This window comes from Mesotoga sp. BH458_6_3_2_1 (assembly GCF_003664995.1).
Lineage (GTDB): Bacteria > Thermotogota > Thermotogae > Petrotogales > Kosmotogaceae > Mesotoga.
In genome coordinates this window covers 96,489-110,471 of the sequence record NZ_JFHL01000005.1, presented here as the reverse complement: position 1 = coordinate 110,471, position 13,983 = coordinate 96,489, and the positions used below count along the sequence as shown (strand labels likewise).

Annotated in this window: 15 protein-coding genes; 10 read left to right on the top strand and 5 right to left on the bottom strand. The window is 47.0% G+C overall.

Features of this window, described 5'->3' with window-relative positions:
• Positions 1-59 precede the first annotated feature (59 nt).
• The 4 genes from Y697_RS04510 (at position 60) to Y697_RS04495 (ending at position 3,689) form a co-directional block, all read left to right on the top strand.
• Entirely contained in the window at positions 60-263 is a 204-nt protein-coding gene (locus Y697_RS04510) for a hypothetical protein (protein ID WP_121550488.1), read from the top strand.
• A gap of 489 nt (positions 264-752) precedes the next feature.
• Positions 753-1,916 carry an ABC transporter substrate-binding protein gene (locus Y697_RS04505; protein WP_121550487.1) on the top strand — a complete coding sequence of 388 codons (1,164 nt, stop codon included), beginning with the start codon at positions 753-755 and terminating at the stop codon, positions 1,914-1,916.
• 58 nt (positions 1,917-1,974) lie between these two features.
• Positions 1,975-2,859 carry a carbohydrate ABC transporter permease gene (locus Y697_RS04500; protein ID WP_121550486.1) on the top strand — a complete coding sequence of 295 codons (885 nt, stop codon included), beginning with the start codon at positions 1,975-1,977 and terminating at the stop codon, positions 2,857-2,859.
• Positions 2,856-3,689: a carbohydrate ABC transporter permease gene (locus Y697_RS04495; protein ID WP_121550485.1), complete on the top strand. Its 834-nt coding sequence runs from the start codon at positions 2,856-2,858 to the stop codon at positions 3,687-3,689. The genes Y697_RS04500 and Y697_RS04495 overlap by 4 nt, the downstream gene beginning before the upstream one ends.
• A gap of 76 nt (positions 3,690-3,765) precedes the next feature.
• On the opposite strand, the gene Y697_RS04490 is transcribed toward Y697_RS04495, so the two are convergent.
• The 5 genes from Y697_RS04490 to Y697_RS04470 form a co-directional block, all read right to left on the bottom strand.
• Positions 3,766-5,007, bottom strand: coding sequence for a glycerate kinase (locus tag Y697_RS04490; protein WP_121550484.1), 1,242 nt, complete (start codon positions 5,005-5,007; stop codon positions 3,766-3,768).
• 273 nt (positions 5,008-5,280) lie between these two features.
• Positions 5,281-5,649, bottom strand: coding sequence for a hypothetical protein (locus Y697_RS04485; protein ID WP_121550483.1), 369 nt, complete (start codon positions 5,647-5,649; stop codon positions 5,281-5,283).
• A 129-nt stretch (positions 5,650-5,778) separates the two neighbouring features.
• Entirely contained in the window at positions 5,779-6,213 is a 435-nt protein-coding gene (locus Y697_RS04480) for a hypothetical protein (RefSeq protein WP_259462308.1), read from the bottom strand.
• A gap of 41 nt (positions 6,214-6,254) precedes the next feature.
• Positions 6,255-6,713 carry a hypothetical protein gene (locus tag Y697_RS04475; protein ID WP_121550481.1) on the bottom strand — a complete coding sequence of 153 codons (459 nt, stop codon included), beginning with the start codon at positions 6,711-6,713 and terminating at the stop codon, positions 6,255-6,257.
• A gap of 90 nt (positions 6,714-6,803) precedes the next feature.
• Positions 6,804-8,369: a 4Fe-4S binding protein gene (locus Y697_RS04470; RefSeq protein ID WP_121550480.1), complete on the bottom strand. Its 1,566-nt coding sequence runs from the start codon at positions 8,367-8,369 to the stop codon at positions 6,804-6,806.
• A 111-nt stretch (positions 8,370-8,480) separates the two neighbouring features.
• Between Y697_RS04470 and Y697_RS04465 the strand changes: the two genes are divergently transcribed.
• From Y697_RS04465 to Y697_RS04440, 6 genes are all read left to right on the top strand, one after another.
• Positions 8,481-9,086 carry a deoxynucleoside kinase gene (locus Y697_RS04465; RefSeq protein ID WP_121550479.1) on the top strand — a complete coding sequence of 202 codons (606 nt, stop codon included), beginning with the start codon at positions 8,481-8,483 and terminating at the stop codon, positions 9,084-9,086.
• Between the two features lie 260 nt (positions 9,087-9,346).
• On the top strand, positions 9,347-10,114 hold the full coding sequence (locus Y697_RS04460; protein ID WP_014730690.1) for a transporter substrate-binding domain-containing protein: 768 nt from the start codon (positions 9,347-9,349) through the stop codon (positions 10,112-10,114).
• 11 nt (positions 10,115-10,125) lie between these two features.
• Positions 10,126-10,860: an amino acid ABC transporter permease gene (locus Y697_RS04455; protein WP_121550478.1), complete on the top strand. Its 735-nt coding sequence runs from the start codon at positions 10,126-10,128 to the stop codon at positions 10,858-10,860.
• Positions 10,857-11,603, top strand: a complete 747-nt coding sequence (locus Y697_RS04450) for an amino acid ABC transporter ATP-binding protein (protein ID WP_121550477.1) — start codon at positions 10,857-10,859, stop codon at positions 11,601-11,603. Before Y697_RS04455 ends, Y697_RS04450 begins: the two co-directional genes overlap by 4 nt.
• 1,116 nt (positions 11,604-12,719) lie before the next feature.
• Positions 12,720-12,911 (top strand): hypothetical protein, encoded by a 192-nt coding sequence (locus tag Y697_RS14575; protein WP_183083707.1) that lies wholly within the window; start codon positions 12,720-12,722, stop codon positions 12,909-12,911.
• Positions 12,912-13,017: 106 nt separating this feature from the next.
• The gene (locus tag Y697_RS04440) at positions 13,018-13,962 is read left to right on the top strand and encodes an LD-carboxypeptidase (protein WP_121550475.1); all 945 of its coding nucleotides are present in this window, start codon (positions 13,018-13,020) and stop codon (positions 13,960-13,962) included.
• Positions 13,963-13,983 lie beyond the last annotated feature (21 nt).

The following is a 13,983-nucleotide window of genomic DNA, read 5'->3' as shown; positions in this document are numbered from 1 at the left end:
ATTGCAATTTCCGCCCTTTGTGATAACATAAATATCGACTAGAACAAGGTGGTGATATGGTGGAAGGAGAAAGTTGCATCAACTATCATGAATGCCCCGTCGTGAAAGCTTACGAACATGGCAAGATCGATGGAGAATGGATAAGAATGTATTGTGAAGGTAACTGGAAAGAATGCGCAAGATTTCAACTAGACGAGATAATCGGCAACTCTCCTGATTTCGTTCTTCCCGACGGCAGTGTTGAAGAGAGATTGAGCAGATGATTGCCTGACCCCGTAGGTACACTATTAACGATACCATAAGAAGCTTTCTCTAAGGCTTCGCATTGTATTCGGATTGACTCGCTCCCTTTCTCTTGGAATTGAGTCGTGAAATAATGAAAGGAAGCACCACTGAAAGCTTAGCGATTCCTCGATATAACGTCTTTCATTCGTTTTCGATAAGCCATTTTATTCATGTTCACGGTTTTCGAACCGCCCAAAGAGAAGCTCGATGCTCCCGACAAGACGTCCTAAGAATGCACAACGATTCCGATTGCTCTTCTCTGGCAAAGAGGTTTGTACGAGCCTGCTTATTTACTAACATGTTGATACATGTTGAACAAACCTCTACTGATGAAAGTCAAATTGAAAGAATGCTTATCTGCACACTGAATTCGACTCTTTGGCGCGCCCAGAATTTGAGCTCCTCTTGCGGTCTTGAGGGAATTGTCTACTGAAAACAAATCATGCATTGAAAAGGGGGTATTTTCGATGAAAAAGCTTTTGGTAGCGGTTCTAATTCTCATCTCTGCAGCGCTTTTCGCCGGTACAGTTTCGGTAATCGGTCCTTGGTCGGGTGTTGAAATGGATGCTTTTATTCCTGTTCTTGAGGCATTCAAAGCAGAAACAGGAATTGACTACACCTACCAGACATACAGAGCAGAGGATCTGGCCAATGTTTTGCCCGCCCAGTTTTCCGCTAAGAAATCTCCTGCAGACGTCATATTCATGTGGTCAAGTTTCATTACCAGCAACACAAAAAGCATTGTGGAATTGACCGAAGTGATCGATACAGATGCGTACATTCCAGGCGCACTGGATAATGTCACTGCTGCAGATGGCGCGGTATACGGAATTGCATACACCGCAAAGGTTAAACCGGGATTCTGGTACAGAAAATCCTTCTTTGAGGCCCATGGGTTAACGGCCCCTAGCAGCTGGGACGAATTTGTGGCATTGCTCGAAAAGATCAAAGCAACACCAGGCATCAAAAACGTTATAGCAAGTGGAAACGGAGTTGGATGGCCACTTTCTGACGTAACCGAACATTTCCTGATTGCCTTTGGTGGACCCGAGCTTCAAAAGGATCTTATTGAAGGCAACACATCCTGGACCAGCTACGCTGTTCGTAACGCAATAGGCAAACTGGTTTATCTAATTGAAAGAGGATATTTCAGTGAACCAACTGAATGGACGACCATTCTTGAACAGTGGTGGAATGGAGAATATGGACTCTATTTCATGGGACAGTGGATTACCGGTATGGTAGATGATTCAGATGATTTGGCTGTTTTCAGCCTGCCGGGTAGCCGTGGAATGGTCTTCAGTATCGACTACGCTTTTGTCCCCGAATTCGCAGCCAACAAGACAGAAGCTCTAGAACTGGTGAAATTCCTTTCGGGAGAAAAGGGACAGAGTATCCAGGTTTCACAGGGCGGCCATATAGCAACGGTTGAAGTCGATGTGTCCAACTACCCACCGGTAGATAAGGAAATCGCGAAGCTAACAGAGGGCGTCGAGACAGTAAACGACCTCGACGATTCAATTGGAGGCCTCTGGCAGACCGCCTTCTGGGATCAGCTGAAGCTGCTGTGGGTGAGACCTGAGAGACTTGATGACGTTCTAATGGATCTTGAGCAAAAGATGCCCGAATAGCAGATCTCCTCTTGTGGGACCCAAAAGGGTCCCACTTCTTTCTTCGGGGGTGAGATAGTTGGCTTTAAGAAAGGCTAAGTTAAAGCATTTCTCCTACTTTATCCTGCCGGCCCTGTTTCTTCTGGTCGTTTTTGTTTTATACCCCACTCTAAACACAATATTCTTGAGTTTCGCGGATGAAGAAGGAAGCCTCTCTCTTTCAAATTATAGAGAGGTTTTCTCCAGCAGAGATATTCTAGATACCCGCGGCTTCGAAAGAGGCTTCCCCTTTGGTTCCCTAATTCACAATATTATGTGGATCGCAATCCACCTTCCCCTCACGACAATAGTCGGATTGTCTCTTGCAGTTCTACTGCGAGGTGTTAAGGGAGGTGGAATCGTCAAATCCATAATATTCCTCGGAATGGTAATGCCGATGATTGTCGGTGGAATAATGATCAGGTTCATGTTTGAGGAGAATGTGGGAGTTGTTAACCTGGTTCTCCAAACGTTTGGACTGGAGGCGAAGACCTGGACTGCATATCCAGAGACTGCACTGCTTGCACTGATCTTCGGTTCAGTATGGTTGTGGACAGGTTTCTCAATGATTCTTTATTCTGCCGGACTTGAGACCATACCGAACACGTATTACGAGGCCGCTCAAATAGATGGTGCCTCGAAAGCAAAGATGCTGTTCAAGATCACGATTCCTTTGCTGAAACCCATAACCGTAGTTGTTCTTACCATGACTCTTCTGTGGGAATTGAAGGTCTTCGATATCGTCTATATAGCAACGATGGGAGGTCCTGGTGGTTCATCGAACGTTCTTGCACTTCAAATGTATCTATACGGTTTTCGAGAGTGGGATTTTGGAAAGTCGGCAGTTGTTGCCGTGCTAATTACTGCTTCCACCCTGCTTGCAGCAATTCCCATGATGAAGTCCGCAGGAGATGAGGCAGAATGAAGAGATTGCAGAAAAACACTCTGGTGAAGACAATCGTCGCATGGACTATCGCCCTTGTCTGGATTCTCCCGCTGATGGGTGTTGTAATGACAGCTATACGGCCCTTCAGTGAAGTAATAAATGGCTGGTGGAAATTCGAACCATTTAATGCAACTCTCTCCAATTTTTTCGGGGCGCTGAACCACCAAACTGCACCTTTGTATAGGGGAATGATAAACTCCTTGATTATCGCAATTCCTGCAACAATTGCTCCGTTGTTGCTTGCCACACTGGCGGGATATGGTGTCTCCAGATATGGCTTCCCTTTGAGGAAAACTTTTATCCTAACGGTTGTGCTTACTCTGGCCCTTCCACAACAGATGATAGCCATACCGATTTTTAGAATCATGAGCGGGCTGGGACTTGTGGATACTTATTTTGGCTTGATTCTGGTTCACACTGCATGGGGAGTACCATGGATAACCTTCTTCATGCGGAACTACTTCAAAACTCTTCCTGCCGACATGGAAGAGGCAGCGAGAATCGATGGAGCTGGAGATTTTGGGATCTTCTTTCGCGTTGTGCTCCCAAATGCATTTCCAGCCATCGCTTCGGCTTCAGCTCTTCAGTTTACCTGGGTTTGGAGCGATTTCTTCCTAGCACTCATCCTTGTCTATTCTCCCGGAAAATTGCTTGCGACTCAAAGAATTCCTTTGATGCGCGGCGTCTACCACGTAGACTGGGGATTGCTTTCCGCAGCATCTTTGATGGTTATGATCGTTCCAATTCTAATTTATATCCTGTTGCAGAGGTATTACGTAAAGGGAATGGTAGGTTGGACGATTAAATAGGGATTCCAACTCCCAGGGAAGAAGGGGTTGAAGCTGTGAACAATCCCTTAAGTTAAGTCAGATCACTATCGCTGAATCATTCGCAGAGGAGGACGATCAAATCATTCACATTTGTGCCTGTAGGACCGGTCTTCACGAGGTCCCCGGATTTCTCCAGAGCATGGTACGAATCGTTATCCAGCAGGAAGCGATGAGGATCAATCCCTGCGTCGATCATTCTCTGCATCGAGCGGCCTCCAACTATGGCACCTGCGGCGTCGGTCGGACCATCGGTGCCGTCCGTTCCGATACAGGCAAGTGAAACGTTCTCCATACCGTTGGCCGCGATTGAGAAGGCAAGAGCGAGTTCCTGACATCTACCTCCGAGGCCTTCGCCTCTAACGTGTACAACGGTCTCACCACCAACGATCAGCGCCGCCGGTCTCTTCAAAGGCCTGTCGAAAAGCTCTTCCCTCGCGATTGCGGCAAGAAATAAACCCGCATCTCTTGCCTCGCAGTCGAGGGAAGTTGTGAGGATAGAGGTGTTGTATCCGAGCTCTCTTGCGAATGTGACCGCAGATTCGCAGGCCCTTGTAATACTCCCTATAACCTCCGTCTGAACGTTGTGGAGTCGATCAGGGGTCTCAACCTTTAGAGCTTCAAGTACCTCCGGTCTTGGTTTTAGTCCATACTTCTCAATAACGGCCAGGGCCTCCTCGCTTGTGCTGCTATCAGGATATGCGGGACCGGACGCTATTGAATCGAGTCGATCTCCCAGCACATCGGAAAGCACCAGCGTGAATATCTGCGATGGAGCGACAAGCCTGGCAAAGCGACCTCCCTTAACTGACGAGAGATGCTTCCGGACTGTATTGACTTCAACAATGCTTGCTCCGGACCGGAATAGCTTATTGTTAATCTGAACGAGATCCTCGAAAGTGACCCCTTCAACAGGTTTCTCAAAAAGCGCCGATCCACCGCCTGAAATAAGAAAGAGAAGTTTTTCGGGCTTTCTGGACTCTATGACTTTCAGTGCATGCTCGGTGGCCTCAACCGTCTTTATATCGAGAATCGGATGGCCAGCCTCGAAAACCTCTATACCTTCTATTTCTCCTTGACTGTAGCCATACTTGGTGATGACTATTCCGCTTTCGATTTCCTGGCCAAGCTTCTCCTTCGCTGCACTTGCCATTCTCCAAGCCGCTTTCCCAATTGCCAGTAGAAAGATCGGACCGGTAAGTCCTGCCTTCTCGAGAGCCTTCTTCACTGAGCTCTCTGGCTGAACTGCTTCAACAGACTTTTCTATTATGTACCTGGCGTCTTCTCTGATTTCTCTCATATCGATCCTCCTTGCGGTAGCGAGTCGGTTTTGAATAATCGTTAGCGAAAACACTGTCACATTCTTACTTGTCAAATTGGCTATTTCAGGGCTGCGCCGACTTAATGAAGGAACCGGCAACTCAAAAGCACTAACTGAAGAAAGCGACTTAATCATCACCAGACTCGATTGGAAACCAGTCCTAAATACAACCTTTGAGACAGTGGGTATCTCATCTCTAGAATAAGAAAAAGACGGTGTATGAACACCGTCTTCGTCTCATTACCAAAACAATTATAGAAGTATTGTCAGATTTAGATATGGTCCAGGAAGGAAGTTATAAAGTAAACTGAGTCCCGCAGTCAAAACTATGCTATCGACTGGTCTCAGAACGAATTCCCATCCTCTGCCGAACACCGGGATGAAGAAAAGGAATTTGCCGTCAAAAGTGTATGCGTTCAATTCATTTGGCGTCAGTGCCTTTTCATAGTATGTGCTGGCCTGGAAAAGGTAGAAGTCCATTCCTTCGTAACCGGTTATGTTTCCTGCTAGATCATAAACTACATCTCCATAGAGACCCTGGCCGAGAATGAAGTTCTTCGGAGCTGCAACGAAAACCGACGCAACCAGAAGTACTGCCACAAGAATTAAGACTTTTTTCATTAAATTACCCCCTTTTAAGTAATGTTGAGCTTATCCCTACCTAATGATTTTACACTTATTACCCGCATCAAGTCAACGTGTTTTCATTCTCCAAACGCAATTTTTGGCATACAGTGTGGCTGATAACAGTTAAGGTTCAAGCCACTCTTTTCCATCTAACGAGTATTGGGAAAGATCGACGCTGTCATCTCGAACTCTGTATTCCCAGACAGTGTGGAGGCTTCTGACAGCTCCAGATAAGTAGTATTTCACAATAGTCTCATACGAGTATAATCCCCACTCGATTTCACTGTAGTCGATGGAGACTATCTCCAGAAGTTCAATCTCCTCGCCTTCCGGAAGAAGGCTTTCATTTATGAAGAGAAGAGACGTCTCCTCAATAGTTGGAAACACACTCTCCGGATCGAACTCCTCAACCCTGCCTCTTGAAGAGAGAAGCATCAGAACCACTGCAAGCACTAAGACTGCAACAAACGTGTATTTGGTAAGGACAGATTTGACTTCACTGTCCACTTTCTTCTCCGCCTGATCTCTTTCTCTCCCACTGTTCTCCAGTTCACTCAAAACAATGACCCCTTTCGGGGTCAATTATACATAGCCGTCGATCAAAAAACTACCGCGACATTCAGTCTTACAGAACTCAAGACGGACGATAGAATCGCAGAAGGCGACTTGAAGAAAAAGCCGAGAACGGTTAATGGAGAAGCCGATACACCCGCTCCAACGAGAAGCGTCTGGTTATTCTGAAGAACTAGAGCGTAATCGAAACCGGCCCCGATATAAGGCAGTATCACGATATTTGTTCCGATTTCGTAGTAAAAGTTGATCTTCTGAAGTTCTAACGGACTAAAGTATGTCTTCCAAGTCCATCCAAGCCCTAGATTCGGACCGGTCCAACCGGTAATATTTCCAAAGACGTCTAGTTTTGCTTCACCGTAAACGGGAGCGTGCAGACCGGCTACAAGTGGTTTTCCATGAGACTTATCTGGCCAGACGATCAGCGGCTCAGAGAAAAGCGCAACGGCCAGACCTAGGACAACTGCAATCAACAAGAATTTCTTCACATCTATCCCTCCTCTTAAATGCATGAACTCAACCGGAGTTCTACCCGATTATACAACAGGAGAAGGCGCAACAAATAGACTTCTCTATGATCATCTCTCTTCAGAGAGATATTCCTTTATATCGGATACTTCGATGCCGTATTTTGTTTTCAAATCTTTCAATTGCGATGTCACGGGCTCATCCTTTGGTATTCCGAAATGCTCGAGAAAAGCTTCGAAATCCTCAACAGACGAGCTGATATCGGAAAGGCTTGTTGAACCCTTGATGTCAATTGAAGTCGATTTGCCGTGGTCTTCTAAAGGCGCTTCAATGACAAGTGTATCAACTGCGGACGATTCAGATGGCCATCTTCCGCTGAAGAGATATGCGAACAACCCGCGGGGTCCTTCCTTCATAACCTCAGAGACCGAATCCGATCCATTGAGACCGGCCGATTCTACGAGTGAGAGAATCTCGGTGAAATCTGCTTTGGCGCGGTCGGCCATTGAAGTGATTGGATCATTGTATTTGTCGACTAAGAGTGCGATGTGCTCTCTAGAAATGACCTCTTCTTCACCAACAAAACCCAGAATCCCAGTTAGATCTTTGATTTTCAATTCTACTGAAGCCGATTCGGGAATTCCCAGACTATTGAAGAGCTGTTCTTTTGAAAGTGAATAGTTGTCGATTATCTCGGCAAAAGATGTTGAACCCTTGATATCTTCCGGAACAACGTAGACTCTGGTCTTTTCCGTCTCGAAAGCGCCGACAAAGACAGAAATCATTATCGGCAGAAGAAAGGCGAGGGCTGCAACGAGAATATAAATCCTTGCTGGAATCTCCTTTCTTCGGGTATCGGATTTTCTACTGAAAAATGCCCTTGTTGCAAGCGTTCCATTTTCGTTCGTTGGGCAGACGGCAACACACTTCAGACATCTGTTGCACGCTGGACTCCTCACAACGGTCACTTTCGAAACGTCTATGCCGACTGGGCAGGCGATATCACACAGCTCACAGTCAATACAGGTGGAAGCTCTTCTTCGAATGTTAATTAGGCTGAATGAGTTGAATAAGACGGTAATCGCTCCCAATGGACATGCATAACGACAAAAGGGTCTCTCAACGAAGAAGGAAGCCCCAATCGTGAGGAAGACTGCAATGTAACCAGTAATAGCGATTTCGTCAGTCCAAATGTTGAACAGATTATAATAGGGATCAAAGTTGCTGAAAAGCAGAGTTGCCGTTCTAGCCGTCTGAATTATCACAAATAGAAGCATCAAGTACTTACCAGATCTCAGTATCTTGTCGAGAAGAACGGGGACCTTATTGTAATGAGATCTTAGTACCCTCTTTCCCAGCTTTCCAAACCACTCTTGGACGCTCCCCAGAGGACAGATCCAGCCGCAGAAGAAGGCACCTGCTATAATAAGCGAAGCCAACAATCCTCCCATAACATAGAGGTTCGAAGGATGAATTTTTTGAATGTAGCTGCCATCGGTAACTAGATTATATATTGTCACAACACCGCCGAATGGACAGACCGCATGAAGGCTTGCAACCCCGGGCAGTTCAGCTATATGTTTTTCTGCAAGATAATGACCAACGCTGATATACAGTATAAGAACAAAGAAGACTATCTGGACTGCCAATCGTGTTTTCTGGTAGCGGTTTTTCACGGTCTCACTTCCTCAAATAGATAATATACTATTTGACTTGAGAAACCTTAGAGTTCCCTTAGAACTAATGCTAGAATTGTCCCATAAGTAGATTTACAGGAGTGATGCGCATTGGGCAAGATAATAGTCCTCGCCGGCAATGTCGGTGCCGGCAAATCTACGATTGCAGACGCAATAGCAGAAGGACTGGGTTATAAGATTCACTTCGAGTCGGTATCCGATAATCCTTTCCTTGAAGACTTCTACTACGATCAGAAGCGTTGGTCGTATCATCTCCAGACTTACTTTCTATACCACAGATACTGCTCCCTAAAGAGTGCCGAGGAGAGTGAAAATACGGTATTTGATCGTTCAATATACGAAGACAAAGAGATTTTCGCTCGAAACCTTTTCGAGACCGGAAAGATGTCCGACAGGGAATTCAATGCGTATGTGACAATGTTCGACTCAATGATCAAGTATCTCAAGAAGCCTGATCTCCTGGTCTATATAGATGCCGATGTTGACACCATTCTGGCGAGAATAAGACGCAGGGGAAGACAAATGGAAACTGCGGTCCCTATTGCCTACTGGGAACAACTCGACAGACTTTACTCCAGCTGGATAAGAGATTACGATCTTTCGCCGATTTACAAGATAGATGCGAGATCCGTCGATATTGTGATCAATCCGGAGAAGGCTCAGCAGATCACGAAAGAGATTATGAGAATTCTATAGGGCCCCAAACCTTCTCTTAACACCTTTGCGCGAAACGTTACTTGACATTTGATATCCAGTGCTGATACTATCGTTTATCAAAACACGACGAAGGTGATCCCTGTGAGAATTAGTTTCAGTTCATCGATCAGAACAAACAAGCTTCATCATCACAGACTGCGGCGCCCGGTTCCGGGAGGCGGCACTCTTTAGTCGTGCTCTCTCAGAATTCAACAGACCGGGCTTATAGCCCGGTCTTTTTATTTTAATGGAGGTGTACTATGAAGAAGTTACTGCTGGTTTTGGTTTTACTCTGTATGACCCTGGCATTTGGAAGTCTCATCGATGACGTCAAGCAGAGAGGTGTACTGCGAGTCGGACAGGACGCAGGCTACATGCCCCTTTACGGAACGAATCCCGACGGCGACCGCATAGGGCTGGAAGTCGATATTCTGAAGAAGATGGCCGAGATACTAGATGTGAAGCTGGAATTTGTTGTTGTAAACTGGGACGGAATAATTCCCGCTCTCGTTTCAAACAAGTTCGACATCATCTGGTCTGCGATGACTATTACTCCGGAAAGGGCATTGAGAGTCAACTTTACTGATCCGTATCTAACTGTGGGTCAGATAATTCTCTACAACACGAACAAGTATGAACTCCCACCCACTGAAGAAGATTTGAACGATCCAGATGTCAAGATCGCCGTACAACTTGGATCGACAGGTGCGGAGGCTGCGAACAGGCTTCTCTCAGAAGCTCAGATCTTCATGTTTGAGACAATCGACGAGGCGGCCTTCCAGGTGGCTTCGGGGCGGGCCGACGCAATGATCTTCGACTCGATCTACGCGAGATTCATGGCCAAGAAATACGACCAGCTTGAAGTGACTGAAGACCTCCTCACCAGAGAGGACTTCGGCGTGGCTATCCCAAAGGGTGATTTCGAGACGCTCCAGTGGATGAACACTTTCATTCAGTGGATAAAGACAACGGGTACACTCCAAGAACTCCAAGACTACTGGTTCGTAGAATACGAGCCCGAGTTCTAAGGACGGTTTTTATGTCAAGAGCGATGTCGAAGATTACTCTGGGGATTATTGTCGCCGGTCTACTCTGGTTCTCCTACTCATCTGTATCGGCCGTTTACCCCTTTAACTGGAGCACCCTGACGAAGTATTACAAACTTTTTCTAGACGGCATAGTGACTACTCTTCAGCTAAGTGTCATCGCTCTTGCTCTTGCAGTGATTGTCGGAATAGCCGTAGCTCTCGCAAGAGATTCAAAGGTCAACCTTTTGCGTGATGCCGGTACACTGTATGTCTGGTTTTTCAGGAACATGCCATTACTGGTCGTCATCCTTCTTGTTTACTACGGCTTTGGATCGGCGGTCAATGTTGATAGATTCTGGGCAGGCGTGATCTCCCTCTCGTTGTTTGAGGGAGCCTACGTTGGTGAGATCTTTCGAGCCGGCATTGACGCCGTTCCTTCTGGGGAGAAGGAGGCCGGAGAAGCGATGGGCCTGTATAGGAGCCAGATAATGTTTTCGATCGTATTTCCTCAGGCATTCAGGATCTCAATCCCGCCTCTTATAGGTCAGCTGGTCACTCTGATAAAGGACAGCTCTCTCGTATCAGTCATCGCACTGGGCGATCTCACAATGAAAGCGAGACAGGTCGGAACTCAAACTCTGGCGGTCTTTGAAGCTTATATAGTACTGGCCGCCTGCTATCTCGTAATGACCTCCCTTGTATCTCTAGTGGGAAGGATACTTGAAAGGAGGCTCGCTATTCCATGAAGGATGAAAAAGTAATACTCAAACTCTTGAACCTGACCAAGTCATTTGACGGCCAGGTGGTTCTTAAGGATGTCTCCTTTGAAGTCAAGGAGGGTGACGTGATTGCCGTTCTCGGCGCTTCCGGGGCAGGAAAGACAACTCTCCTCCGCTGTATCAACAATTTAATCACTCCCGACAGGGGCGAGGTATTTTTCAAAGGTAGTCAGGTGCAGCGAACGAAGCATTCAATAAGGGCCTTCAGGTCAAGAGTTGGATTCGTATTTCAGAGATTCAACTTGATAAGTCACCTCAAAATCATCGACAATGTTGCGCTTCCTCTCGTAAAAGTAAAAAACATGACTTGGGTTGATGCCAGAAAGGCGGCCGAAGTTCAGCTAAGTCAAGTCGGCCTCGCCGACAAGTTGAACAATCACCCGTCTCAGCTTTCAGGAGGCCAGCAGCAGAGAGTGGGCATAGCCAGAGCACTAGTCATGAATCCCGATATCGTGCTCCTGGACGAACCTACTTCCGCTCTCGATCCGTCGCTCGTCGGTGAGGTCATGAGGGTAATCAGGCGGCTTTCTTCGGAAGGTAGAACCATGATTATCGTCACGCACGAAGTTGAATTTGCAAAGCACATTGCCAATCGTGTGATCTTCTTCAAGAACGGTGAAATCTCAGCGGATTGCAGTCCAGCCCAGTTCTTCGACTCAATGTCGGAGGAAATAGCCGAGTTTTTGACGGACCTCTCGGCAATTGTGTAGCACTTCCTTGCGATGACGGTTTCTCTAGTGATCTCTCAGTTAGAACCGGGCCTGGAAAGAGCAGAAGTGATGCTGGGAAGAACATCCCAGGAAGTGATGCCCGGAGTAACATCCGGGGAAGTGAGGCTCGCTGCGCGAGGAAGTGATGCTGTTTCGCAGGAAGCCTGTCAGGTCAGCGGGTTTTCGTTCTTGAGCGTTCAGCGGTTCTTAGAATGAGATCCCGTGCAAAAGCATCACGGGATGACAGTCTCTTCTTGTTTTCGTTATCTGACAGTCCTCTAATCTGTGTGAGATTCTTAGGCCCGACGAAGTCGGAACTGGCCTCGCCGAAGGCGAGACTGGCCAGGCAAAGCCTGACTGGTTCCTATTGTGAATAGACGTAGACAGACGTCAGGAGCTCGTCAGCCCACTATTCGAAAAGCTACGGGATTACAATATCAGACGATTATGCGATCTTTTGTAGGGGCGAACGGCTGTTCGCCCGAAAGAGGTCTTGGTTGGAATCTCTGCCTTTTACTCGAAAAAAGGGACCATAGGAGAAGCCGCAATGCGTCGAGAAGCATCGGCGGTCGCAATGCACTGAGGAGCATCAGTGGACGCAAGACTGGCGAAGAACATGCCAGGACGCAATGCCCGCTTCGCGGGGAAAGAGCAGAGTCTAGGAGCGGGTTACGAGGATCGGGTTACTAGACCCGGGTTATGAAATTCGGGTTAGCAAGATCGGGTTGATAAAAGCGGGTTATGAGAATCGGGTTTTGAAGAACAGGATGCTGAATCAAGTTCAGAAGAATTTGTCGGCTGTTTGTAGGGGCGAACGGCTGTTCGCCCGAAAGAGCACTGATAAGGGAACGGAATTGGGGACGGACGAGCGCCTGAGGTCCCCGTCTATTCACACAAAAAGATCCGCTCAACCCTAGAGAAAACCTGCTGATCGCTGTGAAGACAACGTTGTCCGTCGGCGGTCCACCGTTCTCCGAGAAGAGCAGACGTCAATGAGGAAAAAATTCCAGAGGAAGGGTCTTTTCTTGGTTAGTCAAAGTGAGATCAAAGATATGCATGTGACGGGGTAAGTTTCATCGCCAATCTTACTGGTTTCTTCTCTCTCTCTCTTCTCTCGTGAGCGCAGCGAACCTCTCCGCAATGCTTTTTCTCAATGGTCTTTGTTTGCCCGACGAAGTCGGAACTGGCCTCGCCGTAGGCGAGACTGGCCAGGCGAAGCCTGACTGGCCTGCGTCAGCAGACTGGCTTTTCTCGCTTTCTCGTGTTCTCAGCGAACTTCTCGACAATGGTTTTTCTAGTCTTATTTAGATCTCAATTGTTAACGGCATGTTTTTTTCGGGAATTGCCTGTTGCGTATTGATTTTAGCCCTCATGAATGGCAAACTATACTTAGTAAACCAAGTTGGAGGAACTCATGAGAAGGGTATGGTTGATACTTATGTTGTGTGTTGGCATGTTTTTGACTTCGTCCGTATTGATTTCTAAAGAGATAAGAACGATTTTCGTTACAGCACCGGCAAGCTTTCCCGAAAGATCGAAGCTCGAGGCCGGCGTAAGCGCCTTGAGAAATGTGGGATACAGAGTCATAGTAGGCAGAAGCTGCGAAGTCTCTCTTTCTTCTAGAGAAAAGGCAAATGAGCTGAACGACGCTTTTGCGAATCCGGAGTACGATGCAATTATTGCGGCGAGAGGAGGATATGGTTCGTACAACCTCCTCGATTGGCTCGATTGGGAGGTAATTGCTTCTAATCCAAAGCCTCTGGTAGGTTACAGCGATATCACGGCCTTGCTCCTCTCCATCTATTTCAAGACCGGTCAAACGACATTTCACGGTCCAATGGTTGCCGTTGAGCTTGGATCGGATACCAGGTCCGTCCAGAACATCGCCGCTATCTTCAACGGTGAAAGTACGATTCGCTTCAACTATCAGTCTATCCCGGTAATCGAAGGAAAGATGATCGGCAGATTAATTCCAGCCAATCTTTCATTGTTCCAGGCGCTTCAGGGAACAGAGTATCTCGGTTCTCTTAAGGACGCGATCCTCGTGCTTGAAGATGTGAGTGAGACAAAAGAGTCTCTTGAAAGGATGATCTGGAATATTGCACATCTCGATGACTTCTCATCTCTTAGGGGGGTCGTTTTTGCGGGATTCACGGAGATAAAGAACGGCGACCTGGATGATATCAAGAGAATGATTCACGACTATTTTCTCGATAAGGAAATACCCGTCTGGATTGGCTTACCAAGTTATCATGGTGACTTTCCTAAAGTCGTTCTTCCGGTGGGCCGCTGGGTAGAGATTGACATGGAAAAGGGAACAATAGAGATAGTATCGGTTCCCGAAGCGAAGATAAAATAAAGAAAAGAGCGCCAGGCGCTC